Genomic DNA, 26,515 nt, shown 5'->3' on the forward strand with positions numbered 1-26,515 from the left:
TTGAAATGGGCCGGTTCGCCGGCCCGGAATAGAGAGTGACATGGCAAAGAAGATTACCGGCTACATCAAGCTGCAGGTGCCCGCGGGCTCCGCCAACCCGTCGCCGCCGATCGGCCCGGCGCTGGGTCAGCGCGGCGTCAACATCATGGAATTCTGTAAGGCGTTCAACGCGCAGACCGGCGAAGTCGAGAAGGGCACGCCGCTGCCCACCGTCATCACCGTCTATGCCGACCGTTCGTTCTCGTTCGAGACCAAGACCGCGCCGGCGACCTACCTCATCAAGAAGGCCGCCAACCTGAAGTCGGGCTCGAAGGAGCCGGGCAAGGTGTCCGCGGGTAAGATCGCGCGTTCGAAGCTGAGCGAGATCGCGCAGATTAAGATGAAGGACCTGAACGCCAACGACATCGAGGCTGCGACCAAGATCATCGAAGGCTCCGCCCGCGCGATGGGCCTCGAAGTGGTGGAGGGCTGAGATCATGGCAAAGCTGACCAAGAAGCAGAAGGCCGTCACGATCGACCGTGAGAAGCTGCACGGCGTCGACGAGGCGATCGCGCTGGCACGCTCGGGCGCGTCGTCGAAGTTCGACGAGACGATCGAGGTCGCGTTGAACCTCGGCGTCGATCCGCGTCACGCCGACCAGATGGTCCGCGGCGTCGTCACGCTGCCGGCCGGCACCGGCAAGACCGTCCGCGTCGGCGTCTTCGCCCGCGGCGCCAAGGCTGACGAAGCGCGCGCCGCCGGCGCCGACGTCGTCGGTGCGGAAGACCTGATGGAAACCGTCCAGGGCGGCACGATCGAGTTCGATCGCTGCATCGCGACCCCGGACATGATGGGCGTCGTCGGCCGCCTCGGCAAGGTGCTGGGTCCGAAGGGCCTGATGCCGAACCCGAAGCTCGGCACCGTGACGATGAACGTCGCCGAAGCGGTGAAGGCCGCCAAGGGCGGTCAGGTCGAATATCGCGTCGAGAAGGCCGGCATCATCCATTCGGGCATCGGCAAGGCGTCGTTCGCCGCCGAAGACCTGCGCCGCAACTTCGACGCGCTGGTCGATGCGGTCGTCAAGGCGAAGCCGTCGGGCGCCAAGGGCAAGTATGTCCGCAAGGTCGCGATCAGCTCGACCATGGGTCCGGGCATCAAGGTTGACACCACCGAGGTCGCGGGCGCCTGACGCCCCCGCCTTTCCGGTGACGCAGCAAGGGCCGGGAGCGATCCCGGCCCTTTCTGTTTGCGCATTCTTATCGCTGTCCTACACGCACGCGGCTGATCTAGAGTGGGTGAACGCTCTTTCGCATCGTCAGCTTGCATTCGCCAGGCGAGGCATCCGACAGGCGCGTTCAGGCGTCAATTCTGTCAAGACTCGGCTCTGGCGAACGGTCATCCCGCGGAGTCGCTTTCCGGAAAATCCGCCGCGATGGCCTGCTCCCGCCGCCCCTCGATCTCGGCCAGCCGCTCGCGCAGCTTATCGGTCACGGCATCGATGCCGAACCGGCCGAGCACCAAGTGACGCGGCGGCTGCGCCTCCTGTGTTGCCGCGATGATCGCCTCGCCGGCGCGGACCGGATCGCCGGCCTGCGTGCCGCTATAGCCCTTGGTCGCGTCCATCCGCTTGCCGGCCGTATCGGCATAGTCGGCGATGCGATTGGGCGTCTGCTGCAGCGAGCGCCCGGCCCAATCGGTGCGGAACGGCCCCGGCTCGACGCAGGTCACCGCAATGCCCAGCGGGCCGACCTCTGCCGCGAGACTGTCCGACCAGCCCTCCACCGCATGCTTGCTCGCGGCATAATAGCCCGAGCCTGGGAAGCCGACGAGGCCGGCGACTGAGGTGAAGTTGACGATATGACCGCTGCGCCGTTGGCGCATGCCGGGCAGGACGGCGCGCGTCAGCGAGAACAGGCCGAAGACGTTGGTGTCGAACTGAGCGCGGATCGCATCCTCCTCGCCCTCTTCGACGCTCGCCTGATAGCCATAGCCGGCATTGTTGACGAGCACGTCGATCCGGCCGAAGCGCTCCTCCGCCCGGCGCACGCCATCGGCGATCTGCTTCGCGTCGGTGACGTCCAGCGACAAGGCCAGCGCGCGCTCCGGCGCATCCGCGACCAGATCCTCGACCCGCGCCGCATCACGGGCGGTGACCACCGCCGACCAGCCGCGATCGAGCACCAGCCTGGCAAGGTCGCGCCCGAAGCCGGTGGAACAACCCGTGATGAACCAGACGGGCGAGGCGGGAAGCGGCATGGCGGAAGCCTTTGACAGGAGAGAACGGCGCCAATGCCGCCACCCCTGCCCCGGTTCCACCGACGTGCGTCAACTGGCGGCGAGATGCTCGCTGATCGCCGCAAACGGGCTCGACAGGACATGGCCAACCCGCTCGGCGACCAGAGCGGCACCGAGACAGGCCGCCGCACCAAGGATGGCGAACTGGAACACCGAGGAAAATCGGCGGCTGCGCGCCTCGCGCTCGGCGATCGACGCGGCGGTGATGCGGCGCGGCGCGGAGCGACGTTCGTCGTCCCGCGTCGGCTCGCTTCCTGGCTTGAACGCCGGTGGCTTGGCATCGACGATCGCGTCGACGTCCAGCCGGTCCTGCGTGCGCACGCCGAAATACTGATCCTTTTCCCAAACCACGCGGCCGACGATGACGTGGTGCACGCGGCGCAATTCGATCACCGTACCCGTCTTGCACGGCACCTTCGAGGTCGCGAGCAGGCCGCGCGAGGACATATTGTGGATGATCACGTCGTGCCATTCGGTACCCGAACGCATGCGCGCACGCACCAACACCTTCCTGCGTGGTTCGCGCTGCTTGATCATCCTGGCCCGCACTCCCTTAGGTCCGCGGTGGACATTACAGGCGGAGCGTTAATTTTTGGCTTAGGACAGCGCCAAATACCTATAACTTCGAGCAATCTGTCGGTGCTCGTGTCACGGTCGCGCTGCTATACATCACAGACCCGGCGATTGACTTCCCGGCCAGTTCCGCTAAAGGCGCGCCGGTGCCGGCGGTTCGTCCGTCGGCCGCCGTCCGAGACAGCAGGTGCCACGGGTTCGCCATGGCTTAATCCCCTGCCGAGACGGGGACAGGATTATCGCCGCCGCCGTCTGCGCTCCCGCGCGTCGTGCGTCCGGCCTGCCACCCTTATCCGGGTGCCTTCCCCATCGCTGGACAACCCGGTGCGGCGCATGCCGTGCCGGACTGTAACCGGGCCTGCCGCTTCCATGCGGCGGGTTCAGAACGTGGAGAATGGCATGGATCGTGCTCAAAAGGCCGCGGCCGTTGCCGAGCTGAACCGCACCTTTTCGGAGGTCGGCGTCGTGGTGGTTACCCGTAATAACGGGATGACCGTCGCGCAGTCGACGACCCTCCGGAATCGGATGCGCGACGCCGGCGCGACCTACAAGGTCTCGAAGAACAAGCTTGCCAAGATCGCGCTCGACGGCACCGACTATGGCTCGATCGGCGACATGCTGACCGGCCCGGTCGGTCTCGCCACCTCCGTCGACCCCGTTGCCGCCGCGAAGATCGCGGTGGAATTCGCGAAGACGAACGACAAGTTCGAAATCGTGGGCGGTGCGATGGGCGCGACCCCTCTCGACGTCGCTGGCGTGCAAGCGCTCGCCACCCTGCCGTCGCTCGACGAGCTGCGGGCGAAGATCGTGGGCCTCATCGTTGCTCCGGCAACGAAGCTCGCGACCATCACCCAGGCTCCCGCGGCGCAGATCGCGCGCGTGCTGTCGGCTTATGCCGAGAAGGAAAACGCCTGATCCTTCAGGCGCTTGGAACGTGATTGTTTGACTTAACCGGAGCTTTTGCTCCGCTCTGACACGTAAAAGGAAGTGAACATGGCAGACCTGAACGCGCTGGTTGACCAGCTGAGCGAGCTGACCGTCCTCGAGGCCGCCGAGCTCTCGAAGCTGCTCGAAGAGAAGTGGGGCGTCTCGGCCGCTGCGGCGGTTGCGGCTCCGGCCGCCGGTGGCGCCGGTGCGGCTGCTCCGGCCGCCGAAGAGAAGACCGAGTTCGACGTGATCCTCACCGGCGACGGTGGCAAGAAGATCAACGTCATCAAGGAAGTCCGCGCGATCACCGGCCTGGGCCTGACCGAAGCGAAGGCTCTCGTCGAGGGCGCGCCGAAGCCGGTCAAGGAAGGCGTGAGCAAGGACGAGGCCGAGAAGGTCAAGAAGCAGCTGGAAGAAGCCGGCGCGACCGTCGAGCTCAAGTAAGCCGCAAGGGTGGTGCGGGCAGCAGGCTGCCCGCACCAGCCCAACGCCGGCCGGCCTCGGCTTTGCCGAGCGTCGACGTCATCGGACTTGCTCCCATGACGGCCCAGCCAAGACAAAGGGCGGCTCCCCACGGGGATGCCGCCCTTTTTCTGTCCTGGCTCTCGACGCTACCTGGCCATGCGCTTTCTCCGCCTGGGAGGGGGATCAGCGGACGATCGCCGGTCCGTAGGATCGCGCTTCCAACCCATCGAACATGCCCGACGGCTGATCCAGCCAGAAGGGCATCAGTTTCGACCCGCCATCCCGACCGACGCCGATCGCAAAGGCCCGCGCCGCCTGGCCACTGCCGCCATTCGCCTGATACAGGATGTTGATCGCGACGACGGGGACGAACATCGTCCGTCCGTTGGCGGGCACGCCGCGGATCGCGTCGCGCGCGCGCGCGACGACGATGCGGACGCGCCGCTCCTCCCCCGGTTCCAGCGCGAACGGCGCCACCGCGGGACGGGTAATCGCTTCGGTGAAATATTCGGCGACGGCGCTCTCCTGACCGTTGCCGGCCTCCAGCAGGGCGCTGCCGACCCGCACGCCCTGGACCGGGACCGGGCCGTCGTTCCGGACCACTAGTTCCGCCTCTGCAGTGGCGGAGATCAGGTTGAGGCCGGCCCGCCGCGGCGTCAGCGTCAGCGTCAGTTCGGCCGCCGGCACCGGCCCCGGTGCTGGCGGCGCGCGGTCGAGCATGGCCGGCTCACGTGCCGGCGCCGGATCGATGGCTCGCGGCGGCATCGTCGGAGCTGGCGGTGAACTTGCCGGTGCGCCGGGCGCGATCTCGGTCTGCGACGTAGCGCGACGGCGGAGCAACACGATCGCGCCACCGGCGGCCCCTATCACCAGAAGCCCCGCCAGCCACGGCAGCCAATTGAACCCGCCCTGATCGGCAACATTGGCATCACCGGTGATGGCTGTCGGAGTCACGACTGGTGCGGGCGTGGCGGTCGCGACCGGAAGAGGCGTCGGCGCCCCAGTCGGCGTCGCGAGCGGTGCTGGCGCTACTGTCGTCTCGCCTTGCGGCTCAGAGGTCGCCCTGGGGCTCGGGGTCGGTCGCGGCGACGGAATCGCACGCGGCGTCGCAACCGGCGACGGCGTCGTACGCGGGGACGGCGTCGCCGCAACGGCCGGCGCTGGTGTCGAAGCCGGCGTCGGCGTCGGGCGCGGCAGGGGCGCGATCGTCGGCTCGGGCGTCGGCGTCGCCTGCGGTGTCGGCGGCAAACGGAAGCGATAGTCGTTCAGGCCCGGAATCGACTGCGGCTGTGTCTGCGGCGCGGCGCTGTTGCTCTGCGCCAGCGCGGCAATCGGCGCGGTGCCCGCTAGAAGCGCGATCACGCTGCCGGCACGACGCCAGCGGACAGGCCGCGCCGGGCGCGTCGGGAGAAGCATGAATGGATTTCTCATTGGAAATGAACTTGGTCGCCTCGTCCTGAACGCGCGGCGACCGCAACGCACCCTGCGACGGACCGCCCGTCCCCAACGCCGAACCGATGGTGGGGCCTATACAGTGCTGAGCTCGTCCCAATGTTCCTGCGTTGCGTCGGGGCCGGTTTGGGCGCATGGACCTTCGCTTGCAAGCAGACCGAAGGACGTGACGACCATGGCCGCGCATTGGGCCCCCGACAGCTGGACGAAGGCAGAGGCCCGCCAGCTCCCCGATTATCCGGACGCCGCGGCGCTGGATCGCGCCACCGATCAGCTCAAGAGCTTCCCGCCGCTCGTCTTCGCGGGCGAGGCGCGCAACCTGACGACGGAATTGGCCAAGGTGTCGGAGAGCAAGGGCTTCCTGCTCCAGGGCGGCGACTGCGCCGAATCCTTCGCCGAATTCCACCCCAACAACATCCGCGACACGTTCCGCGTCATTCTGCAGATGGCCGTGGTGCTTACCTTCGCCTCGAAGCTGCCGGTGGTGAAGCTCGGCCGCATGGCGGGACAGTTCGCCAAGCCGCGCTCCGCTCCAACCGAGGTCGTCGACGGCGTCGAACTGCCGAGCTATCGCGGCGACAATGTCAACGACATCGCCTTCACGCCCGAAGCGCGCATCCCCGATCCGCAGCGGTTGATCCGCGGCTACACCCAGTCCGCCGCGACGCTGAACCTGCTGCGCGCCTTCGCGCAGGGCGGCTATGCCAATCTGCATCAGGTGCACCGCTGGACCCACGACTTCATGGGCCGCAGCCCCTGGGCCAAAAAATATGCCGAAACCGCGGATCGGATCGGCGAGGCGCTGGAATTCATGGCGGCTTGCGGGATCGATCCCGAAACCGTGCCGCAGCTGGCGCAGACGCATTTCTACACCAGCCACGAGGCGCTGCACCTTCCCTACGAACAGGCGATGACACGCCAGGACTCGCTGACCGGCGACTGGTACGACACCTCGGCGCATTTCCTGTGGATCGGCGACCGGACGCGGTTCGAAGGGTCGGCGCACGTCGAATATCTGCGTGGCATCGGCAATCCAATCGGCGTCAAATGCGGACCCAGCCTGGACCCGGATGCGCTCCTGCGCATGCTCGATACGCTCAATCCGGGACGCGCCCCGGGGCGAATGACATTGATCACCCGCTACGGCTACGACAAAATCGAGGCGGCGCTGCCCAAGTTGGTGCGGGCGGTGACGCGCGAGGGTCACCCGGTCGTGTGGAGCTGCGATCCGATGCACGGCAACACCGTCAAGGCGGTGACCGGCTACAAGACGCGCCCGTTCGAGCGGATTCTCGCCGAGGTGCGCGGCTTCTTCGCCGTGCATCGCGCCGAGGGAACGCATGCCGGCGGCATCCATGCCGAGATGACCGGTCAGAACGTCACCGAATGCACCGGTGGCGCGATCGACGTCACCGAACAGACGCTCGCCGACCGCTACCACACGCATTGTGACCCGCGCCTCAATGCAGGTCAGAGCCTGGAATTGGCATTCCTGCTCGCCGAGATGCTGAACGAGGAAATGGCCGAGCGCCGCCGCGTCGCGGCGTGAGCGACGTCAGGGCGGCGGCGGGAAAAAACCCCGCCCCGCCGCTTGACGGAAAGCCCCCTTCCCCGTAGACGCGCCCCTCCACCGCGCACGGCCCCTTCGTCTAGCGGTCTAGGACGTCGCCCTCTCACGGCGAAAACACGGGTTCGAGTCCCGTAGGGGTCACCAGTTTGGAAATGCCACTGGGATTGGCTGGTTCGGCACCTCAGCTCCGGCTAGACCGGCGCTATTTGCTCAAGCATCGCAAATGGTTGTTTGAACTCGACGGAGAGCTTTCCGTCCGCCCAGGACGGGTTCGATACAAGCAACTTTAGGGCGGTTCGTTTCTGCGCGAGTGGTCGCTGAGCGAAGCCGCTGTGCATGGCTCGGGCAAAATCGAGCAGTGCAATACCGTCGTCTACAAAGCCGTCGTTGGCATCGGGAAGCGCCTCCAGATCGCGCAGACAGCGGGCACGCTCCTCGCGTCACAGCTTTGCCATGCGGTCGTGAAACTCCAACGTCCCCCGGCCATCAAGCCGATCCACATACAGCGTGTCGATCCTCTGTTGCAGCCTGTCAGCCTCGCTCCGTAGTCGAGCGCCAGCCTGCTCTCTGTCTCGCTTCTCGCCGCCATGGCTTTCCTTCAGCGCACGCCGGATGAGATCGAAGATTTCGGGATTGAGGTGGAGCCGACGCAGCGATGCTTCGAACTGCGCTTCGATCGCTTCCTCGCGGACGTACGGCTCTTCGCATTTTCTGCGATGGCCCGTGCAGTGATAGTAGATGTATCGCCCCTTCTTGATCTCCGCCGTCATGGCGCAGCTGCAATGACCGCAGGTGACCAGGCCGGTGAAGGTGAACTTGTGCGGGTCGGCCCGGACATTCGACAGCCTTCGCCCGTCGAGTACCGACGGACCATCTCCCAGGTCTCAGCAGGAACCAGCGGCATATGACTGCCATGGCATAGCTGGCCGTTCCACTCGAAATGCCCCGAGTAGATCCTGTTGCGCAGAATGTAGTGTATCGTGCTGATGCCGACAGGCTTGCCGCTGCGCCGGTAGCGAAGTCCAGCTTCCTGGGCGATGTCGCGCAACTCACGAAGGGTATATGCGCCGGTAGAGCAACGCTCGAACAGCCGGGCGATGATGGGACCGTTCTCAGGGTCGACATCGATGATCTTGCGCCCCTCGCCGCCCGGTCCGCCGCCCACTCGCCGAGCGTACCATACGGCGCCTCGATCGTCGGCCGCTTTTTCGCAGTGGCGATATCACTTCGTAGCGTCCGGCCTTGCGGAACTGGTGGACGATTCCGTTGAAGGCGGCGGTCACGCCCTGCGCACGACCGATCTCGTTCGTCTGCGAGGCGGCATGCCAATAGAGTCTGAGCGGCCAGCGCTCGGGACAGTGCGGCAGCAGGCCGCGCAGCGCGAGCCGCACCTCGATGCCGTCGACCGTCGTGGCGGGACACTGAACAACTGCGTCTTACCGAGTCGGAACGACTACTTGGCCCGCACCAGCACCCGGCAATATGCCCGCCTCGCACACGAATGGGTGGTCGGCATCGGCCTTCCGGCTTGAGCTTATGGGATGCCCTCGCTCCGGCGGACGAAGGCAGTGATCATCTATAAGGCGACCGGTAACCTCCGCGCCGATCATATCCTTCTCGGCCATGCAAAGGTCGACAGCACAATGCGCTACCTGGGCGGTGACATCGAGGACGTTTGGAACTGATTGAACGCACCGAGGTCTGAGCAGACACAAAAAAAGTTCGTCGCTCAGGTCCATTAAGCAGCCTCCCGTAACCGGACATACGTTCATTGCGATCCGAAGAGCTGATTGTGTCAGCGAACCCGTCGTTTGGGCGTGCCCGCTACGGCACGGGCACGCCCTAGCACTCACATGTCAGCCGCGGTCGGGCGAACGATCACCTCATTGATGTCGACGCCCTCCGGCTGCTCAATGGCATAGCGAACCGCTCGCGCGATCGCATCCGGCGTCAGCGACTTCTTCCGCCATCCGGTCAGTGCCGCTGCAACCTCAGGATCAGTGATGTCATGACCCAGCTCGGTGGCAACGACGCCCGGCGAGATCAACGTCGAACGGATCTCATCATGCTCCTGCCGTAGCCCTTCGGCGATCGCACGCACGGCATGTTTTGTCGCGCAATAAACCGCGGCGGTCGGCATCACCATATGCGCCGCGACAGAAGCGACGTTGATGACATGGCCGCTTCGCCCAGCCACGAACCGCGGCAGGACCGCAGCGATACCGTTGAGGACGCCGTAGATGTTCACATCGATCATCCGCTTCCATTCGTCGCGCTTCAGCGAGGCGAGCGGCGAGAGCGGCATCACACCCGCATTGTTGACCAGCACGTCGACACGTCCGAAGCGGGCTTCCGCGGCCTCCACGAACGCGTCGAAATCGGCGCCGTCGGTGACGTCGAGTTCGCGCCAGGCGACGGTCTCGCCCAGTTCCTCCGCCAGTGCCTTCAAACGCTCTCCACGACGTGCGCCGATGAAGAGCCGGGCGCCAGTCTCGGCCAATTCGCGCGCAGTCGCCTCGCCGATCCCGCTCGACGCGCCTGTGATGAGGACGACCTTGTCGATATTTCCTGCCATGATGCAGCCCTTCCGTTGTGGTGACGGGACGCAGATGGGCCATCAACCGTGTAGGGCGGTAGAGTGATCGCCCGAGTGGCTTGCACAATCCTCCAGAACTAGCGCCGTGCGCTTGCCCGCGACGCGCGAGTCAGGAAGGATCGTCGGCATGAACCGGATCGCCGAACTCTCCGCCCTCATCGACCGATACGTCGTCGGCACAGGCATTTGCAGCACGGCGATGCCGCATGTGTCGCTGATCCGGGCAGACGCGCCGAGCACCCCCACGCCCGCCGTCTACGAGGCGTCCCTTTGCATAATAGCCCAAGGGTTGAAGCGGGTGTCGCTCGGCGAGCACAGCGTCGTCTATGACGCGGCCCATTACCTCTTGGTCTCGGTCGACTTGCCGCTGGTCGGTCATGTGCTCGATGCGAGCCCTGAGCGCCCTTATCTCTGCTGCAAGATCGACCTCGATGCCGCGATGCTGGCCGATCTGATGGCAAGCGAGGGCGGCGGGGTCGCCCGTACGGATCTGCCGGTGCTCGGCGTCTATCCCGGCGATCCCGACCTGATCGACGCGGCATGCCGACTGGTCGGTCTGCTCGACCGACCCGACACGATCCGGGCGCTGGCGCCGCTGATCGAGCGCGAGATCCTCTATCGCCTGCTCACCGGACCTCACGGTCCAATGCTTCGTCACGTCGCAACCATTGGCAGCCATCTCAATCAGGTCAGTCGCGCGATCGCCGCCATCCGCCGGCGTTTCGATGCGCCGATCCGCATCGACGATGTCGCTGCCGAGGCCGGCATGAGCTCTTCTTCGCTCCACGTACACTTCAAGGCGATCACCCGCATGACGCCGCTGGAGTATCAAAAACAGCTGCGGTTGCAGGAGGCCAGACGCCTGATGCTAGCGGAGGGTGCCACGGCGAGCACGGCAGGCTTTGCTGTCGGCTATGAGAGCCCATCGCAATTCAGCCGCGAATACAGGCGACTGTTCGGTGCGCCTCCGCGCGCCGATATCGAACGGCTCCACGCTGCGCCAGCAGCGGCCATGGCGCTGTGACATCGGCTTGGTTCGTGACCAGTGCTGCGCAATGCTGTGATCGACTGAGGCTGGCAAGAAAGACCCATGATTGGTCGCTCAGAGCGCCTCGTCTGCTTCCCACTTTTTGCCGCTCGTTGACCTGAGTAGCATTGGGCGAACCAAGCAATCGCCTCGACCCATCGCCCCAATCCCGGCGGGGTTCTGCTGTCGTGAAAGATGGTGCGCTAACGCACTGAACCGGCGCATTTTACGCGTCATTTACCTTGCTCGCCATAGCCGCTGCGCGAGCAGTGAGGTGAATATGTTTCGTCGTTCAACAGCGTCTCGACAGCCCTGCTCGAGCTTCCTTGCGCGTCTGGCGCGCGATCGGCGCGGCAACACCATGGCGATCATGGCGGCATTCCTTGTGCCGTTGATTGGCCTGTCGGGTTCGGCAGTCGATGCCGCCAGGATCTATGTCGTCAAGGCACGGCTGCAGCAGGCGTGCGACGCCGGAGCGCTCGCCGGACGCAAGGCGATGACCGATACCAGCCCATCAACGCCGCTCGACGCGACCGCCACGCAAACAGCTAATTCGTTCTTCAACAACAACTTCCGGTCTGGCTGGTTTCAGAATACCAACGCGACGTTCACCCCGACAAAGGGGGTACAGGGTAACGCCAACTACGCCAATGAAGTAAACGGTACAGCATCCGCGCAAGTGCCGATGACCCTTATGCGCTTCTTCGGTCTGGCGCCGGTCACCATCGCGGTGACGTGCCAAGCGGTGTACGACACGGGTGACAATGACGTCATGTTCGTGCTCGACGTGACAGGCTCGATGTCCTGCTATCCAAGTGATCCGGACAGCTGCGCCACCTCCACGTCTTCGTTCACGCGCAATGACGGCACGACAGGTTATTACAACCCCGAAAAGGCCCCTAGCGGGAGCACGTCATCGAAGCTCCAGTCGCTACGCCAAGCCGTGATGCTGTTCGACACGACGATGCGGTCGAGCGCCGATCCGTCGAGCCATTTCCGCTATGGTTTCGTGCCGTACAATTCCGCTGTCAACGTCGGCAGTTCGATACCGTCACAATATCTGCAGAGCACGAGTTGGACCTACCAGAGCCGGCAGGTCAACCGTGACTACAATTACGGCGGCGCCACCTCGGTCAGCCTGACCGGTATCCCGCAGAGCTATTGCGTGGCGCAACGTTATCCGGCGACGGGCTATTCGAAGACCGGCCCGAGTTGGAACACAAGCTACTATCAAGCTGAATACTATTACAATCTGACGTGGAGCGCGGCAAACGGCGGCACCTGCTCCGGTACGCAGCAACCCCTGCGCGCCGTATGGCGGTACCAGCCCTATTCACTGCCGCTGTCGCAATATGTCGCCGGCAATGCGGTCGCCAATCCGAGCCGGCTGGACGGTTCGCAGTCGAAATGGCGAGGCTGCATCGAAGAGGTCAATACGGTCGCCGCCGCGTCATTTTCGCCGACCAACCTTCCGGACGACCTGAACCCGGATTTCGTCCCGACCTCGGCATCCGACATGTGGCGGCCGATGTGGCCGGACGCGATCTGGCTGCGCTCGTCGACGAATACCGTCGACGTCAACGACGATCAGGTAAACGAGTACAATCCGCAATATTATACCGACGTGACGATGAAGGCGGGAAACCCGTATGACCAATATGGTTATGCGCCCTGCCCCTTCCGCGCCCAGCGCTTGCAGACGATGACCGCGCAACAGGTGCAAGATTACGTCAACGACAATGACTTCAAGCCCTACGGCGGCACGTATCACGACACCGGCATGATCTGGGGAACGCGAATGCTGTCGCCCAACGGGGTGTTTGCCGCAGACACGGCGGCGTGGCCAGGCCGGCCGGCCCCCTCCCGCTCCATTGTCTTCATGACCGATGGTTCCATGGCGCCAAATCCGCTGATCTACGGTCAGTATGGCGTGGAGCGGCTCGACCTGCGCGTCGATGGAAGCACCGCCAACATGGGAAGCGCGCCGAGCTGGGACAGCGCCTATCATGCCGCCCGATTCCGCGCTGAATGCGACGCGGCCAAGGCACGCGGCATAACCATCTACACTGTCGCGCTCGGCACGGCGATTACCAGCGACCTGCAATATTGCGCGTCGCCCGGCCAATCGTTTTCGGCATACAGCACACAGCAACTGACCGCGGCATTCCAGACAATCGCCCAGCGCGTGTCGATGCTGAGGATCAGCCAATGATCAGGAAAACAACGAGATCGTTGGCCAGTGACCGGCGAGCCGCGACATTGGTTGAGTTCGCCATCGTCTGTCCGGTCATGCTGATCCTGATGATGGGTTTAGGCGAACTTGCGTATCAGGGTTACGTTCAGTCGGTGCTGACCGGTGCGATCCAGCGCGCGGGTCGCAACTCTACGATCCAGGCAGCCGACACGACGCAATTAGATCAGGCTGTCATGCAACAGGTTTGGAAGGTGGTGCGCAACGCCACCTACGTTTCGACCCGCAAAAGCTACTCCAATTTTTCAAGTGTAGCGCCAGAGCCGTTCGTCGATACCGCCGGCACGGGCGTCTACAATCAGGCGCAGGACTGTTTCACCGACATCAACGGCAATGGCACGTGGGACACCGATCCGGGGTCGGCGGGCGGTGGCGGGGCAAGTGACGTCAGCGTGTACACGATGACAATCACCTATCGGCGATTGTTTCCGGTTGCGGGCCTGATCGGAATGCCCGGCACTGCCACTTTGACCGGCTCCACGACGCTCAAGAGCCAACCCTACGCCACCCAAGCGGCGCAAACGGCGACCCAGATATGCCCGCATTGATGGTCATGGCTTCCCAGCTGTCGGGCAAGCTGCGCGCGCTTCGCGGCGATATGCGAGGCGTTGCATTGATCGAATTCGCCTATTCGCTGCCCATTGTTTTGGCGATCGGCGCCTGGGGCGTGGAATTGTCGAACCTCGCCCTCTGCCACCTTCGCGTCAGTCAATATGCTCTCAACCTCGCCGATCATGCGACGCGGGTGGGTCAAACCTCCAGCGGGGTGACTAACTTTCGCGAGAACGATGCGAATGACGTGCTTCGTGGCGCCAAGCTTGAAGGAGCAGGTATTGCGCTGACGACGCGCGGTCGGATCACTATCACCAGCCTTGAGAACGTGCAGCAAAGTTACGATACGCAACCTGTGCAACGCATCCATTGGCAGCGGTGCCTCGGCGTGCCAAGCGGCGCTGGATACGATTCAAGCTATGGTACGGTGACGTCATCCGCCGGCAGCGACGGAACGCAGGCCAATGCCGGGATCACTGCTCCCAATGGGATCGGCGATCCTAACCGTATGGTCTCCGCGCCTGCCAGTTCCGGCGTCATGTTCGTCGAGATCAACTATCTGTACAAACCGCTGTTCGGATCATTCTTCGTCGCGCCGCGGATAATCCACTACACCGCATCCTTCTTGGTACGCGACAATCGCAGCTTCGTGCAGATCTATAATCCATCGCCAAGCGCAACGCCGTCGACCTGCGACAAGCATATTGCTTGAACAGCCCTGGCCGTTTTGCGCCACCTTTCCCCTTGAACTCAGCCTGGTTGCAGCCATCGATGCTCAAAGTCAGCCTATTGATCGCCTGTGGCACCCTGATGCTTGCGGCATTGTTTGCCCCCTCGTTGCACACCGCCTTGCGCGCGCACGGCAGTCCCCATGCCACTTCTGCAAGCGTCGCGACCAGTATGGCACCGACGACCGCGTCCCAGGCGGCTCGCCCGGACGCCTATGCTCCGGCTCTGGCTCCACAAGGGGATACCACCCCGCCCGCCTCGGGTGATCATCTGGTCATCACGCTCCAACGCTAAGCGGATTTGCGCATCACCACCCACCGACGACGGACTATGGCGGCCCCGCCCGCCCCAAAACACGAGAATGTCGATGCGTTCGCGCCTGCAGCCGGGCACCGGGGGATGGCCGCTACCGCACCACAGCGAGCGGTATGCTTGCATTAGAGGCACCAAAGCGGCGATCTGATGCGATGACCACCGAGCCGCTCGCGTTGATCACCGACGTCATTCGCCGAGCTCCTGAATGGATTCGGCACGACCTGCTGGCCAAAGAGCCTGCTGGGCGGCAGCGCGCCGCGAAATTGTTCAGGGGGGGAGTCCGAGTGAAGGGGGAGCCGCGCTGCCGCGGTGACCAAGGTGGCGATCTACGCTCGCTACAGTTCCGATCGGCAGTCCCAGCACTCGATCGAGGGCTAGGTGCGACTTTGCCGTACGCGCGCCGAGCACGAGGGCTGGCTTGTCGTGGAGTGTTTCCCGACTTCGCCTTGTCGGTGCCCCGCGCGATAGACCAGGGCTGAACGCCATGTTGGCACGCGCAGCCGAGTTCGATGTCATCCTGGTGGAGGCGCTCGATCGAATCAGCCGCGACCAGGAGGACGTCGCCGCGATATGGAAGCGGGTGGGATTCGCCGGCAGTCGGCTGCACACCGTATCGGAGGATGCCATCGGAGAAATCCAGATCGGCTTCACGAGTGCGATATCCGCCGTCTTTCTCAAGAACCTCGGCGACAAGACGCGGCGAGGTCAGGTGGAACGCGTCGCCGCGGAACGCATCATGGGCGGCCTCTGCTACGGCTCGAGCCGGACATCCGGGTCACGAGGGGCGGTCAGGTCGAGCGGGGACGCCGGCGTGTCGTGCCCGCGCAGGCCGAGGTTGTACGGCGGATCTTCGACTGGAAGATCGAGGGCCGAAGCGCGTCCTGGATCGTCAAGCGCCTGAACGTGGAAGGCGTCCTGACCCGACTGGCGGTGTCTGGCGCATCTCTATGATTTGCGGAAGTCGCAAGGGGCGCACCGGCATCCTTAACGACGAACTCTACGCCGGCCGCATCGTCTCCAATCGGCAACGGTTCGTTCGCGATCCGGTGACGCGGCGCCGCGTGTCGCGCCCGTATCCGGAGTCCGAATGGTAGATGCAAGACGTCCCGGAACTCCGCATCGTCGACGCGGCGACGTTGGCGATGGTGGCGGCCCTGGAATCTGCACCGGAGCGGATCGCCGGCGTTCGCCGAGTCCCGGGCAAGCGGCTGCTGTCCGGCCTGATCAGGTGCGGCGAGTGCGGCGGGACGTTCACGGTGGTCGGCGCAGAGCGCTGGGGACGCAGCACTGCGCGTTCCTCCGGAACATGCGACAACAGCCGGACGATCAGCACCTTAAGGCTAAAGAGTCGGGTGTTGGGCGCGCCGCGAGAGCGGCTGCTGCAGCCAGATTTCGTCGCGGCTTTCGTGGAGGAGTACCGTCGGGAGCGCGAGGCGCAGAGGGCGGCGACCGCGAAGGCGGCGAGCAGGTGTTCCAAGATCATGGCGCGTGTCGGGACTGACCGACATGATGGAGGGCGGCGTGGGCGACTACGCGGAGATGAAGGCGCGGCTCGCGGCGGCGCTCGCGGAGCGTGCCGAGATCGACCGTGAAGCCGAAGAGGGTGCGGTCGTTCTCGAGGCTGCCATGCATCCCAACCTGGCAGAAGCGTATAGGCGGAACGTAGATCGCCTCACCGAGGTATTGACCGAAACTGACATGGAGGCTGGCGACGCCCGGCAGGCCATTCGGAACCTGATCGAGTTGATCACTGCCGAGCCGCGTCGCGAAGGGCGTGGTCTCGACCTAATTGTTCACGGCCGCCTAGCGCAGATCCTCCACGTCGCGAACGGTCGACCTGACATCAGCAGGGCGGTCCCGCGAGAGGGTTCGACCCGGAGACGACCGACATCGCCGACGATCCGCCCGAGAGCCGGGACGAACGTATGTTCGGGTTGGTTGCGGGGGCGCGCAACCGCCCAAAATAACAAAAGGCGCCCGAAGGCACCGATTGTATGTTTGGAATGGTTGCGGGGACAGTATTTGACCGATACCGACAAAGGCTTCAGGCTGCGATTTAAAGTTTAAAGGTACCAAAAACAGGTACATTCCACTACGCCGCGCCCCGACGCCCGCAGAAAGCTATATGATTTATAGGGTTACTCACGCCTACTAAATGCGTGGCCTGATCGCAACCCGAACGCGGGCACAAATCGGCACAGTTCTTCGTCCCCTCTCCACTCAAACGGGATAGACACAAAATCGGGCGACGAGCCACGTCGCGCACGAGCGCCACCGCTCCACCATGCTGATCGCAACAGTCTGGCCTGCCAAGCGCTCTGCTATTGCTTGTTCCACAGCATCCCCTCCGAGTGACCGATGATGCCTCGACCGGACTTTGACCTGTCGCTCCGCTGGTTCGTGGGGCTGCGCGTGGACGAGTGGGTGTGGGAGGCGTGGCCTTCTCAAGAGCAGCGAACGATTGGCAGACATCGAAATCGCGGCACGCTTCCTGACGTCGAATCTGGCCGAGCCGCAGTTCCTTCGGCCACTTTCGGCGATCAATTCTCTGTGGACAACGGGCCGATCGCCCGATGGTTCAGTATGGAGAGCGTACTTCCGAAGGAGGGTGCTGGCGGCGACGGTCTGCCCGGCGATGGAGCCGGCCGGAGGCCTGGAACTCGCAATGCTGAGGTCAATTTCCGGCGTACCAAGCGGAGCAGTGACACGCATGCCTCGCTCACTGACCGCGACGCGCGGCTATACTACCAGGTTGACCTACTAAAAGCGCAGTGGTTGCTCGGCAACCGCGGCTACGACGCTGATTGGTCAGAGACGCTCTTCAAGCCAGGGGCATTCAGCCTTGCATCCTGGCTCGGCGATCACGCAACGAGCTGGTCGGATACAACAAGCGCTGCTATTAGCGATGAAGCTCCATCGAAATCATGTTTGGCTGCCTCAAGGACTATAGGCGTGCTGCAACCCCTACCATCGCTGCCCCACGGCCCGCTTCTTCGAAATTGCTGTCCCAGCTACCCTCATTTTTTGGCTGGAATCGGCGAATCCTGACACTAGAATTTTTTACGAATACTTACTCTTACTACACATCCAATTGGATCTAGATATGCCGATTTATACATGAAAGGAGTATTGCCCAGTTGGTCGACTACACGCGGACGAGTATTAAATAAGTTTGTAATGTTGATGCTAGCCCTCAGACCGCTTAGCAATTTCGATGTTCCACGTCCGTTGATAAAATTGGATGGTGTAGCGAACAGGTTGACATTTATTATTGCATAGTCAGAAAAGCGCAAATTCCCTATACCGCCACTCTCTGCTGGCAAGTCGAATACCGTCGTGCCACTCCGCCAATCTGCTGTCACGCGGGCGCCAATTCCCCCTTTGAACACGCCTACTTGCGCTGAGAGCACGTGACGAGGCGTCCCGCCGCGCAAGTCAGTAGCTGCCCCTTTCATCAGATCCAGCACTGGGCTGCCTTGCCGGACGATAAGCGTGTCTTCGAGATTGAACGTATGGAAGAGACTAACGGTCACGCGGCTTGCCATGGCCTCGATCCGATCAGCATCCGCGCTACCCGGCGCAACTTCGACGGTTACTAAGCCGGGAGGAGTCGCCGCGCGCATTGCAGCTTCGTTCGGATAATAGCGAATTTCGCTGACGGACGTTCCCTTCGGCAGCGGCGGGCCTTTCCCAAGAGGTTTGGTAAAGGTCAATCCAGAACGCAGTCTACTTTGTGTCGATCGCTCGAAGTTGAGCGGACGCCCATCAATCAGCACAAGGCGTCCGTCGCCATCGCGGGTGAATCGCTCCGGAAATGCACGCTCAATAGCCGCAGTAGCAATTGGAAACATTGCAACCGGGTCGTCGACCTTTGTATAAGTATAATCGAAGCTGACGGTGAAGTCGGTACCACGGAGCGGCTTTGCATACAGCCCCACGATCTTCGCTCGGCGACGTTCTGACCGAAGCATGTTGTTGCCGCCGGCAAGCCGGATGACATCCACCGTTTCGCCGCGCACGAAGTCGAAAGTCGGAACGTTAGGCGTTTGGATTTGCGAGGCGCCCAGTTGCTCAACCGTCGGTGCATCCTCTTGATATCTGACCGTTGCGTACAAATTGACCAGCTCTATCGGAGTCCAATACAGACTATAGCCGTAGGCTTTCAGCGTTTTGAAGTCAGACATTTTCTCCCACGCTGCGTTGGCGTTGGCGGCAAGCCGCCCCAAGGGTGAAGCTCCCTTTTGGGCATTGGTGATCGGGACATCCAAGTTCGCTTGAACTGCGCTCCGGTTACGCGGAAGGGCTGTCCCTGATGTCAGGCCGTCGTTCCATGATCGACTGACGAAGCTCCGACTTCCCAATGCAGCGCGAATGCCAAGCCTTACAGCACCAGCGGGTAGATCTAACACAGGTCCACTGGCCGTGACATCGATACTGGAGATCTTGTCGAACGATTCTGCCTCACCGGCAGATTGTTTGAGGTTCAATAGTTCTCCGGTGATCCCGATCGTCGTTCGATCATAATTGCCGATCGCGGACCATAACCATTCACCTGAGCGGCCACTCAATACTCCCCCGAGGTGGAGCGTGTCGGTGCTCACGTTTCGCGTAAGTAACGCGGCGTCCACCAACCCCAGTATGTTACGGCTTCGATCTCGTCCGACACTCGCGCTGATCGACGCGTCGACATTGGAGAGGATAGGGCTGCCAACGGTGCCGTTGACTGAAATATTGTCGGCTGACGGTAATAGAGTTCGATAGCTGCTCGGACCGCCCGCCGTCGCTGGCTCTTCGATCCCTCGTTGATTTTCGAGCAGCTGTCGTCTCGTTGAAACTTCGGTCGCCAAGCTGATCCTGACCGATTTCCTGATGCTGAACACAGTACCAGACGCTCCGACTTGATCCGCGCCGCCATCCGTAGGGTAACCAAGATTCGTTTGTATGATCCGCGAGCTGAACGTATCGAACGTGACGATGTTGACGACCTTCTGATCTGGTCGCACTCCGTACTTAAGCGCGACCTCTTCCGGAAACACCTCCATCCGTTCAATCGCTTCGGTAGGAATGACTGAGCCAATGTCCGCTGAATCGGGTCGAGCCGCAACGGGATTTTGACACCGTCATGATGGTTATATTGGATCGCCTCAAACGCTCTGCGATTACGCAACCGAATTCGAACTCCGTTGTATAAAAGCGGCCTATCCGCTCTTGGCCCACTTCGGCCGTTCATCGTTCCGTGCTCCAGGAGGGCAGCTACGGGGCCGATTGCGGCTAGTCAGCTTTGGAAATTGAGGATCGCCAAGCGGACGCGTAAGCTACCTAAGTTTTGAACAGCGGGCTTGGCTTGGCCTTCGATACGACCAGCAAGAGTGATGTCGTCGCGCGGCTGAGCGCGACGTAAAGCTTCGCACGGGCAGCCTTGGTGTCCCCGAAATTCGCCCGGTCGCAGGGCATTAACATTACGTTGTCGAACTCGAGGCCCTTGGCCTTGTGGATCGTGCTGATCGCCTTAGCCGGGAGCTTCGGTCGCGCATGGGTCCGGCGGCGAGCGATCTCGGCAAAGCCGTCATCGAGGTCGTCGAATTGCCCAAGCTGGATCGCCTCGGCGAATTCGCGGCCATGATCGAACTTCACATCGGAGAATGCCGGTTCGTTGGCGACGAGCCCGCGTAGATAGTCGAGCGCACGCGCGACCCCGCGGTGGTCCGGCGTCTCGACGATATGCCGTGCCATTGCCTGCAAATGGTGTGGCTTCCCGTTACAGGGTTTCGCGCATCCCTGCTGCGCCTCTGCTACGAACCGGTTGCCGAACGCGGTCGGTGAGAAGCCGGTCGCGACGCTGCCCATGAACGTGACCGTACTCTGTGCCAGCCCGGCGGCATTTCCCTGCTGGTTGCGAGCATCGGCGACCAAGCCCCTCAGACCGTCGCGAACATGCCCCTCCCAGATCGGCATGCGCCGGTTGAAGAAGGCCCGTAGCGCCATAACGCGATCATTGTGCCCGGTAAGGACGAGCATGGATTGAAGGTTCGCGCGTGCGTAGATCGGCTGGCTCAGATTGGCCGCCACCCTGAACCCCATATTCTGCTGGGCGACATTGTCGGCGTAGTGAACGCTTAGGCCGGCCGGCAAGGCGCCGGTCAGGTCGATCTGGCCTCCGTCACGAAGTACCGCCCGCACCTCCAGAATCCAGGCCCCCAGCGCTGGTTGCGCATTCGCCCAGCGGTGCGGGGTATCGAGCTCCTCGAAGCGATCGGCCGCGTTCTTTAAATCCGCCCAACGCTGTTCCGCTGCAGCCCTCTCGGCCGCCGTGCCGGTGAAGATCATCTGCATCGGATCGGCGAATACCCGGAGCATCGATCCTGCCTTATGCAGGCTCATGACGACGGCATGTCGGTCGGCGCAGGCATCCTGATGCTCGTCGCAGATGATGATCGGATAACGCCGCGCAACGCACGATGCGATCATGGGATATCGAGCCAGCAGCCGCGCCGTGCGATCGGCGAGGACGGCATAGCCATTCGGATCGCGGCGCGCCCAAGCCCCGACATCGGCGGGCAGGCCGAGCGCCTGGTGATAGGCGCTGGCGATTTCGATGATCAGCCCGTCGATCGTGCGGATCTCAACCCGCCGGCTGAGCCCGCGGGTCCGCTCGGCAAAGACGTCGCACGCCGCATTGGTATGCGTGACGATGAGGAGCCGCCCTTCTCCCAGGCCGGGTGCCACGTCACGGGCATAGCTCGCGCCCTGATAGGTCTTGCCACACCCACCCGGCGCTTCGACCACGACCAGCGGCGCGGCCGACCGCAAGGCTTCCGCGACCGTGGCGTCACTCATCAGTTGACCGTCTGCACCGCGGCGAGGCCGACCGCGGTTCGCACCGCATTGACGAACGGGAGCAACTGCGGCGACAAGTTCGGCCAGAGCCCGAGGGCAAACATTTTTTCCGCAAGCTCAGCGCCACCGGCGGTCGATTTGAACCAGCGCTGGCCGTGCTTCTTCCATTCCTTCTTCTGGTCGTTCGGGGCGTCGGGATCGGCGGGCGGGCTGCCGCAAGCCGCCCCGACGATCAGTTGGCGGATGTCGTCGGTCGCGGCGAGGATGGCTGCGACAGATTTGTCCTGAATGCCCAGCCGATCCGCAAGCGTCCTAAGGCGCTCGCCGGCGTCGCCCTCGGGATCGGTAATGAAGGCTTCGATCTGATCGTCGCCGAGGTGCGGGACGATGTTGGTTTGGAGACAGCCAACGGGCCAGCGCATGAGGAGTTCGCCCAGCTTATCTTTGACCTGTTGCCACAAGCCCTCTTGGGTCCCTTCATTGTCGGCAAAGCCAGCGACCGCCAGTCCGCTCGCCGCTAGGCCGCGCAAAACCGTTAGGGCCTCGGAATTGCTGCCCCCGTCGCTCACCCGGATGCCGTGCCGCCGGATGTCCTCGCCGATCGATCGCGTTAGCAAGGTCGTTACGAACCCGACCTCGGTTGCGCCCTCGGCGATCACTGCAAGCCGCGCGAGAAACGTTTCAGGATCGCGCTTTTGTTGGGCCGCAACCGAGGCGGGCAAGCTGCCGACCTTGCCGCCGGCATCGACATACCAAAGCGCGGCACCGACCGCGGCGTTGACCGCGGGCGCGCTATGTGTCGTGACAAACACCTGGGACGGGCTCGCGATCAGCTCTTCCATCAGAATGCGCTGGCGATAGGATTCGAGTCCCCGTTCAATCTCATCGACGACGATAATCGGATGATCGACCTGATGCAGGGCGGCGAGCTCGAACGCCGCCAGCCGGCGTGTTCCCGCACCCCAGCTGGAGAGCGGCAGTTTCGTCCCGTCCTTGGTCGCCATGAGGCCGATCAGCGCATTCAGGGAAAATCCCGGCCCGCCGACCAAGCCAAGGCCGAGCTGGCTCGGGAGCAGTCGGAAGGCAAATCGTTCATCGAGTTTGGCCAGCGCCGCTTTTGCCTCCTCCTTGAGCTCGCCATCGACGTCGGTTTCGCCGAGCTTATCCGCGAGCCGCGAGCGCAGCGTCCGATCGCTCAGCAATCGGTCCAGCGCCGATCCTTGCAGCAGGCGCAGGTCGCGATCGTTGCGATCATCGCCGCTCAACCGCACCACGCCGATATTGCGGCGGACCGACACCGGAAAATGGTCGAAACTCTCGTCGGGCTGGCAGATTTCATGCTGGAGATCGAAATCCGTCGAGCCGCAGACCCGCACGCAGAACACCGGATCGTGCGGTTGCCCGTCATTGGCCTCGAGATTGGGCAGTTTGGCCCCGTCCCCACCCCATTCCCACGGCCAGACCGACTTACGCTGCTCGACGATACCGCAGGACAGCGGTAGCGCCATGACAGCCGAAATCTCGAACCCATCTTCGTGACGGCGCTGCCAATAATCGGCGTCCGACAAGGTCGTCGCATTGGTCGGGTTCAAGAGCAAAGCGATCGCTTCGAGGATCGTCGTCTTGCCGACATCGCCGCCGCCAAGCAGGACATTGACGCCCTTGGCGGGAAGCCAGGTCAGGTCTTCGATTCCCCTGAATCGCTTGATGCTCAAAAGCCGGATATAGGGTGCCTCGTCGGCGGGTTGCTGCGCATCTTCCGGCATAACGCTAAATTACGGCTCGGCGCGGCGCTGGTCCAGCAACAGTTGGGATCAAACGGACTAGGACCAATTATCCTCCTCACCGAACTCCTGCGGCTGGATGAGCGACCAAGGCGCCGATCGAAACGTCATGAGCGCCGCCGCGCCGAATGCCGGCTCGACCTGCGTTGCCCAGGCGATCAGCCCACGAACGTGATGGTAGAGGCTCGACGTCCCGGTCTTGCGGGCGAGCGCATGTTTGGCCGGCCCGTGATCCGGCGAAGTCAAATAATAGAGATGAAGCCGGATAGTGTCCTTGAATTCGCGCGACAGGCGCGGTGTCGGACCATCGACCAGCAAGCCGAGGATAACTCGACGGGTACCGGGGCCGCGAATGACGGTCTTTCGGCGATTTGGACGGAAGCCCGCCTCATTCAGGATGCGGCAGACCTCGCGCTGCAGGCCGTGCATCTCGGCGATGGTGCGGGGCTTGTCCGACGAAAAGGCAAGATCATCGGCGTAGCGCGAAAAGCGAAAGCCATGGGCCTCAGCGAGCGCCGATAGAAGCGCATCGGTTCGAACCATGGCGAGATTGGCGAGCATGGGACTGGTCGGGGCCCCTTGCGGCAGGAACCCTTCAAAATTGCTCTGGTAGAGCGTGATGGGTCCGGGATGCGGAGCTGGATTGCGCCCCGGCCCGCGATCGAGACCGATGGTGCACAGCCGCGCGAATTCGAATGCCAACAACTTGGGGAACCCGAGGCTCGCAAAGATCGCCGAGACCCGCCCTTCGCTGACGGAATGAAAGAAGTCCTCGATGTCGACCTTGAGCAACCACTGCGTATCGGGATGCTGCTCGGCCGCGAGAACCGGCGACGAGTCGGGATGAAAGGCGAAACTCGCCGGATGGGGCTCGACGTAGCGCAGGACATTATCGACCAGCCAGCGCTGGGCGGCTGCCAGACTTGGAGGCGGAATGGAGATCATCCGCATCGACGATCGGCCGGGAATGCGCTTGCGCAAGTAGACGAAGCGGTATCCGATGTGCGCGCGGCGAGCGACGGTCCGACGCAGGAACAAATAAGGGAGGCCGGTTACGACCGAGAAATGGCGCAGCGTCAGCACCGGCGTGATTCGCGGATCGGTTTCCCGGATCCGAGCAAAAGCGGCGAGCGCGTTATCGAGCGTGACCTTGGCGACTGCTTGCCGCCGACCGCCGGACAGATAGCGTTGAGGGCTCGGCGCTGTCATCTACTTCGGCCCACCGGGGTGGGTGGGACAGCAAGTCTCGTCCAAGACTCCGCCAGCCGAGACTTGCTGTCTCGCGCAGCGCGAAGGTCCTGCTCCGATACGCGGACTCAGGGAATCCCGAGCCCCAGGTCCCCAAGGGACCAGTCGCCGCTTGCGCGACGCATTTCTAAATGCCCTCACCGGGCCCTCAACTGGGTCGGATAGTAATAGGGTTGCTCGGTCGAGGGAAGCACGACCGTGCGCGCGCGGCGCAATTGCAGACGGCGCAGCTCGCGTCGGCCCAAGGCGGTCAGCGTGCGGCGCGGGGAGGTCCAATGGGCGATCTCTGTAAAGACGAGGATCTGCTCGACATCGGCGATTGGGAGCCGAGTGCGGGCCGACGCCGCAGCGGCGCTGCGCGCACCGTCGAGCAACGCAGCCAACACAAGCATGGTCTCGACCCAGCGCCGTTTCAGCGGATCATCGAGAAATCTCTTGGCGGCGCGTAGCCGCAACATGCTCCGCGCCCGTTCGGCGAGCGCGTCGGCATTGTCAGCCGGAAACTGCTGGTCCGCCGCCAGGGCACTGCGATTGACGAACAACGGGAGCCAGCCGCCCTTGCGACTATGCAGGACCGGCGGCGCATTGTTCGGCATGCCGTGCCCGAACGCGATCAACGCACCGCCATTGCCGTAGCCCAGCGGTGTTTGATGCTTTCTGGGATGTGCCCGACAGAGTGTCACAACATCCTTTTGTTCCTGACCTCCGAAAGAGCTCCACAAGGTCGGGCAGGCGTGAACAACGAGCACGCTCGGCTGGCTGTGGTGCGATCGGACATGATCGAGCCCGGCTTCGGTCCCGGAATAGGCGACGACCGCCAATCGAATCCGACCATAGGAATCCCAGCTGCGGATGGTTGCAACGCGCCAGAATGCCTCGATCATCTCCCACACGCGCTGTCCCGACCCGATGAAGTCGGTGACGACGACGATATGGCTGGCCCGCCGCTCGCGCAGCGTATCGGGTCCGGGATGACTGAGTGCTAGGTCGCGATGCAGCCGCTGATAGCCGGTGACGAAGTTTGCGATCGCGCCTTCGCTGCCGACTTCCTGATCCCTGGGATCGATGACGATCGGCGGCACGCCTGAGCCCGCCGCCCGCCCCTCCTCAGTCCCCGGAAAAAAGGGAAGAACCTCGCTATACTCCAGCCCGTATTCGCCTTTGGCCTCGCGCGTTTCGACCTCGCGTTCGGCATAGAGCGCGATCGGGCGATCCATGTCGCTCTCGGGACGCGTCGCCAAAGTTTCGTCGAGCAACGTACGCAAGCCACGATACAGAGCGTCGTGGCTAACCAACATCACCGCGTCGGCCAGTCGCGCTGCGGTGCCGCGCTCGCTGCCCGGAAACTGCTCAAGCCAGGTGCGGGCAAATTCAGACTTAGAGACCGTCATATTGCACAGCATACCGCAACGCGCGAGGCTGCAAACCTATTCAGGCTGTGGAATAGGTCCAGAACCACCGCGATCACCAGCGCCGCCCCGCCATATTGCATGCTGGCACTGTTACGACTGCAAGGTGCACGGCGCTCTCAACGCCGCGGCGGGCGAGACGAACGAATGACTACTTTCCTGATTGATTACTCTCCAGTCGAATGACCGGGACTGGACGCGTAGCTGCCATCGTGCGCTTGATGAATAAAGGTCGGCTTTAGGGATATGACCGCCCGGAAGCGGCCGTTCCGCTAACCACCATGAATGCATGTCCGCTTTCAATATTCAATCGACAACGCGCGGCCGGCGGCCGGCGTTCAGCGACGCGGAAGTTTCGTAAGCAGTTGATTTCTCTGGGACTTATGTTGGTTGCGGGGTCCGAAGTGGAATTATTTGGATGGCGCCCTCGGGGCGTGGGCGAGCCGGACGGTTGCGAGACCATTGCGGAGCGGAGTGCGGCGGGAGGTTCGGGGACGCGAAAAGT

At 63.1% G+C, this 26,515-nt stretch carries 25 protein-coding genes, 1 tRNA gene and 1 pseudogene; 15 read left to right on the forward strand and 12 right to left on the reverse strand.

What is annotated here, in order from left to right:
• Positions 1-40 precede the first annotated feature (40 nt).
• Together rplK and rplA are read left to right on the forward strand one after the other, a co-directional pair.
• Entirely contained in the window at positions 41-472 is a 432-nt protein-coding gene (gene rplK, locus D9601_RS07925) for a 50S ribosomal protein L11 (protein WP_198353271.1), read from the forward strand.
• A 4-nt stretch (positions 473-476) separates the two neighbouring features.
• Positions 477-1,169 carry a 50S ribosomal protein L1 gene (gene rplA / locus D9601_RS07930; RefSeq protein WP_198353272.1) on the forward strand — a complete coding sequence of 231 codons (693 nt, stop codon included), beginning with the start codon at positions 477-479 and terminating at the stop codon, positions 1,167-1,169.
• A gap of 206 nt (positions 1,170-1,375) precedes the next feature.
• On the opposite strand, the gene D9601_RS07935 is transcribed toward rplA, so the two are convergent.
• Positions 1,376-2,236: an oxidoreductase gene (locus D9601_RS07935; protein WP_198353273.1), complete on the reverse strand. Its 861-nt coding sequence runs from the start codon at positions 2,234-2,236 to the stop codon at positions 1,376-1,378.
• Positions 2,237-2,305: 69 nt separating this feature from the next.
• Complete coding sequence (locus D9601_RS07940) at positions 2,306-2,812, reverse strand: PilZ domain-containing protein (protein WP_232473871.1); 507 nt, start codon at positions 2,810-2,812, stop codon at positions 2,306-2,308.
• 435 nt (positions 2,813-3,247) lie between these two features.
• On the opposite strand from D9601_RS07940, the gene rplJ reads away from it, so the two are divergent.
• Both rplJ and rplL read left to right on the forward strand, forming a co-directional pair.
• A complete protein-coding gene (rplJ, locus tag D9601_RS07945; protein ID WP_198353274.1) occupies positions 3,248-3,763 on the forward strand; it encodes a 50S ribosomal protein L10 in 516 nt (171 codons plus the stop codon).
• Between the two features lie 78 nt (positions 3,764-3,841).
• On the forward strand, positions 3,842-4,219 hold the full coding sequence (gene rplL, locus D9601_RS07950; RefSeq protein ID WP_198353275.1) for a 50S ribosomal protein L7/L12: 378 nt from the start codon (positions 3,842-3,844) through the stop codon (positions 4,217-4,219).
• A 204-nt stretch (positions 4,220-4,423) separates the two neighbouring features.
• Here the strand turns inward: rplL and D9601_RS07955 are convergent, their stop codons facing one another.
• Together D9601_RS07955 and D9601_RS07960 are read right to left on the reverse strand one after the other, a co-directional pair.
• A complete protein-coding gene (locus tag D9601_RS07955) occupies positions 4,424-5,194 on the reverse strand; it encodes a hypothetical protein (protein ID WP_198353276.1) in 771 nt (256 codons plus the stop codon).
• 97 nt (positions 5,195-5,291) lie between these two features.
• Positions 5,292-5,747 (reverse strand): hypothetical protein, encoded by a 456-nt coding sequence (locus D9601_RS07960; protein WP_198353277.1) that lies wholly within the window; start codon positions 5,745-5,747, stop codon positions 5,292-5,294.
• Positions 5,748-5,867: 120 nt separating this feature from the next.
• On the opposite strand from D9601_RS07960, the gene D9601_RS07965 reads away from it, so the two are divergent.
• Entirely contained in the window at positions 5,868-7,241 is a 1,374-nt protein-coding gene (locus D9601_RS07965; protein WP_198353278.1) for a class II 3-deoxy-7-phosphoheptulonate synthase, read from the forward strand.
• Between the two features lie 89 nt (positions 7,242-7,330).
• Positions 7,331-7,406, forward strand: a tRNA-Glu gene (locus D9601_RS07970).
• Between the two features lie 296 nt (positions 7,407-7,702).
• Here the strand turns inward: D9601_RS07970 and D9601_RS07975 are convergent.
• The 3 genes from D9601_RS07975 to D9601_RS07985 form a co-directional block, all read right to left on the reverse strand.
• Entirely contained in the window at positions 7,703-8,032 is a 330-nt protein-coding gene (locus tag D9601_RS07975; RefSeq protein WP_198353279.1) for a zinc ribbon domain-containing protein, read from the reverse strand.
• Complete coding sequence (locus D9601_RS07980) at positions 8,029-8,427, reverse strand: recombinase family protein (protein WP_198353280.1); 399 nt, start codon at positions 8,425-8,427, stop codon at positions 8,029-8,031. Before D9601_RS07980 ends, D9601_RS07975 begins: the two co-directional genes overlap by 4 nt.
• A 684-nt stretch (positions 8,428-9,111) precedes the next feature.
• Entirely contained in the window at positions 9,112-9,837 is a 726-nt protein-coding gene (locus D9601_RS07985) for an SDR family oxidoreductase (protein WP_198353281.1), read from the reverse strand.
• A gap of 148 nt (positions 9,838-9,985) precedes the next feature.
• On the opposite strand from D9601_RS07985, the gene D9601_RS07990 reads away from it, so the two are divergent.
• From D9601_RS07990 to D9601_RS19785, 9 genes and pseudogenes are all read left to right on the forward strand, one after another.
• The gene (locus tag D9601_RS07990) at positions 9,986-10,882 is read left to right on the forward strand and encodes an AraC family transcriptional regulator (RefSeq protein WP_198353282.1); all 897 of its coding nucleotides are present in this window, start codon (positions 9,986-9,988) and stop codon (positions 10,880-10,882) included.
• Positions 10,883-11,246: 364 nt separating this feature from the next.
• Positions 11,247-13,097, forward strand: coding sequence for a pilus assembly protein TadG-related protein (locus D9601_RS07995; RefSeq protein ID WP_232473872.1), 1,851 nt, complete (start codon positions 11,247-11,249; stop codon positions 13,095-13,097).
• Positions 13,094-13,684 carry a TadE/TadG family type IV pilus assembly protein gene (locus tag D9601_RS08000; protein WP_198353284.1) on the forward strand — a complete coding sequence of 197 codons (591 nt, stop codon included), beginning with the start codon at positions 13,094-13,096 and terminating at the stop codon, positions 13,682-13,684. Before D9601_RS07995 ends, D9601_RS08000 begins: the two co-directional genes overlap by 4 nt.
• The gene (locus D9601_RS08005; protein WP_232473874.1) at positions 13,672-14,400 is read left to right on the forward strand and encodes a TadE/TadG family type IV pilus assembly protein; all 729 of its coding nucleotides are present in this window, start codon (positions 13,672-13,674) and stop codon (positions 14,398-14,400) included. Before D9601_RS08000 ends, D9601_RS08005 begins: the two co-directional genes overlap by 13 nt.
• A gap of 750 nt (positions 14,401-15,150) precedes the next feature.
• Positions 15,151-15,633, forward strand: a complete 483-nt coding sequence (locus tag D9601_RS08010; protein ID WP_269769649.1) for a recombinase family protein — start codon at positions 15,151-15,153, stop codon at positions 15,631-15,633.
• A complete protein-coding gene (locus tag D9601_RS20205; protein WP_443024716.1) occupies positions 15,594-15,683 on the forward strand; it encodes a hypothetical protein in 90 nt (29 codons plus the stop codon). The genes D9601_RS08010 and D9601_RS20205 overlap by 40 nt, the downstream gene beginning before the upstream one ends.
• Positions 15,684-15,874: 191 nt before the next feature.
• Positions 15,875-16,324: a recombinase zinc beta ribbon domain-containing protein gene (locus D9601_RS20210; RefSeq protein WP_443024717.1), complete on the forward strand. Its 450-nt coding sequence runs from the start codon at positions 15,875-15,877 to the stop codon at positions 16,322-16,324.
• Positions 16,221-16,799 carry a hypothetical protein gene (locus D9601_RS08020; protein ID WP_198353468.1) on the forward strand — a complete coding sequence of 193 codons (579 nt, stop codon included), beginning with the start codon at positions 16,221-16,223 and terminating at the stop codon, positions 16,797-16,799. The genes D9601_RS20210 and D9601_RS08020 overlap by 104 nt, the downstream gene beginning before the upstream one ends.
• 696 nt (positions 16,800-17,495) lie before the next feature.
• Positions 17,496-17,763 (forward strand): annotated as a pseudogene (locus D9601_RS19785) (IS5/IS1182 family transposase); the annotation flags it as partial.
• Between the two features lie 19 nt (positions 17,764-17,782).
• Here D9601_RS19785 and D9601_RS08025 read toward each other — a convergent pair.
• The 5 genes from D9601_RS08025 to D9601_RS08045 all read right to left on the reverse strand — a co-directional run bounded on the left by D9601_RS08025 (position 17,783) and on the right by D9601_RS08045 (position 25,992).
• Positions 17,783-19,774, reverse strand: coding sequence for a TonB-dependent receptor (locus D9601_RS08025; protein WP_198353287.1), 1,992 nt, complete (start codon positions 19,772-19,774; stop codon positions 17,783-17,785).
• A 277-nt stretch (positions 19,775-20,051) separates the two neighbouring features.
• Positions 20,052-21,569 carry an ATP-dependent helicase gene (locus D9601_RS08030; protein WP_198353288.1) on the reverse strand — a complete coding sequence of 506 codons (1,518 nt, stop codon included), beginning with the start codon at positions 21,567-21,569 and terminating at the stop codon, positions 20,052-20,054.
• Positions 21,569-23,335 carry an ATP-dependent nuclease gene (locus tag D9601_RS08035; RefSeq protein WP_198353289.1) on the reverse strand — a complete coding sequence of 589 codons (1,767 nt, stop codon included), beginning with the start codon at positions 23,333-23,335 and terminating at the stop codon, positions 21,569-21,571. The genes D9601_RS08030 and D9601_RS08035 overlap by 1 nt, the downstream gene beginning before the upstream one ends.
• 57 nt (positions 23,336-23,392) lie before the next feature.
• On the reverse strand, positions 23,393-24,562 hold the full coding sequence (locus D9601_RS08040; RefSeq protein WP_198353290.1) for a reverse transcriptase family protein: 1,170 nt from the start codon (positions 24,560-24,562) through the stop codon (positions 23,393-23,395).
• A gap of 176 nt (positions 24,563-24,738) precedes the next feature.
• Positions 24,739-25,992 (reverse strand): phosphoribosyltransferase-like protein, encoded by a 1,254-nt coding sequence (locus tag D9601_RS08045; protein ID WP_198353291.1) that lies wholly within the window; start codon positions 25,990-25,992, stop codon positions 24,739-24,741.
• Positions 25,993-26,515 lie beyond the last annotated feature (523 nt).

Origin of the sequence: Sphingomonas sp. MA1305, from assembly GCF_016107325.1 — a bacterium.
Taxonomy (GTDB): Bacteria; Pseudomonadota; Alphaproteobacteria; order Sphingomonadales; family Sphingomonadaceae; genus Sphingomonas.

Excerpts from the sequence above, each read along its gene's own strand:
- D9601_RS08045 (WP_198353291.1), bottom strand. The coding sequence starts at position 25,992 with ATGACGGTCTCTAAGTCTGAATTTGCCCGCACCTGGCTTGAGCAGTTT.
- D9601_RS07995 (WP_232473872.1), top strand. The coding sequence starts at position 11,247 with ATGGCGATCATGGCGGCATTCCTTGTGCCGTTGATTGGCCTGTCGGGT.
- D9601_RS07940 (WP_232473871.1), bottom strand. The coding sequence starts at position 2,812 with ATGATCAAGCAGCGCGAACCACGCAGGAAGGTGTTGGTGCGTGCGCGC.
- D9601_RS08030 (WP_198353288.1), bottom strand. The coding sequence starts at position 21,569 with ATGAGTGACGCCACGGTCGCGGAAGCCTTGCGGTCGGCCGCGCCGCTG.
- D9601_RS07935 (WP_198353273.1), bottom strand. The coding sequence starts at position 2,236 with ATGCCGCTTCCCGCCTCGCCCGTCTGGTTCATCACGGGTTGTTCCACC.
- rplK (WP_198353271.1), top strand. The coding sequence starts at position 41 with ATGGCAAAGAAGATTACCGGCTACATCAAGCTGCAGGTGCCCGCGGGC.
- D9601_RS08035 (WP_198353289.1), bottom strand. The coding sequence starts at position 23,335 with ATGCCGGAAGATGCGCAGCAACCCGCCGACGAGGCACCCTATATCCGG.
- rplL (WP_198353275.1), top strand. The coding sequence starts at position 3,842 with ATGGCAGACCTGAACGCGCTGGTTGACCAGCTGAGCGAGCTGACCGTC.
- rplJ (WP_198353274.1), top strand. The coding sequence starts at position 3,248 with ATGGATCGTGCTCAAAAGGCCGCGGCCGTTGCCGAGCTGAACCGCACC.
- D9601_RS08005 (WP_232473874.1), top strand. The coding sequence starts at position 13,672 with ATGCCCGCATTGATGGTCATGGCTTCCCAGCTGTCGGGCAAGCTGCGC.
- D9601_RS08000 (WP_198353284.1), top strand. The coding sequence starts at position 13,094 with ATGATCAGGAAAACAACGAGATCGTTGGCCAGTGACCGGCGAGCCGCG.
- D9601_RS08025 (WP_198353287.1), bottom strand. The coding sequence starts at position 19,774 with ATGGAGGTGTTTCCGGAAGAGGTCGCGCTTAAGTACGGAGTGCGACCA.
- D9601_RS07990 (WP_198353282.1), top strand. The coding sequence starts at position 9,986 with ATGAACCGGATCGCCGAACTCTCCGCCCTCATCGACCGATACGTCGTC.
- D9601_RS07985 (WP_198353281.1), bottom strand. The coding sequence starts at position 9,837 with ATGGCAGGAAATATCGACAAGGTCGTCCTCATCACAGGCGCGTCGAGC.
- rplA (WP_198353272.1), top strand. The coding sequence starts at position 477 with ATGGCAAAGCTGACCAAGAAGCAGAAGGCCGTCACGATCGACCGTGAG.
- D9601_RS08040 (WP_198353290.1), bottom strand. The coding sequence starts at position 24,562 with ATGACAGCGCCGAGCCCTCAACGCTATCTGTCCGGCGGTCGGCGGCAA.
- D9601_RS20210 (WP_443024717.1), top strand. The coding sequence starts at position 15,875 with ATGGTGGCGGCCCTGGAATCTGCACCGGAGCGGATCGCCGGCGTTCGC.
- D9601_RS07965 (WP_198353278.1), top strand. The coding sequence starts at position 5,868 with ATGGCCGCGCATTGGGCCCCCGACAGCTGGACGAAGGCAGAGGCCCGC.
- D9601_RS07975 (WP_198353279.1), bottom strand. The coding sequence starts at position 8,032 with ATGACGGCGGAGATCAAGAAGGGGCGATACATCTACTATCACTGCACG.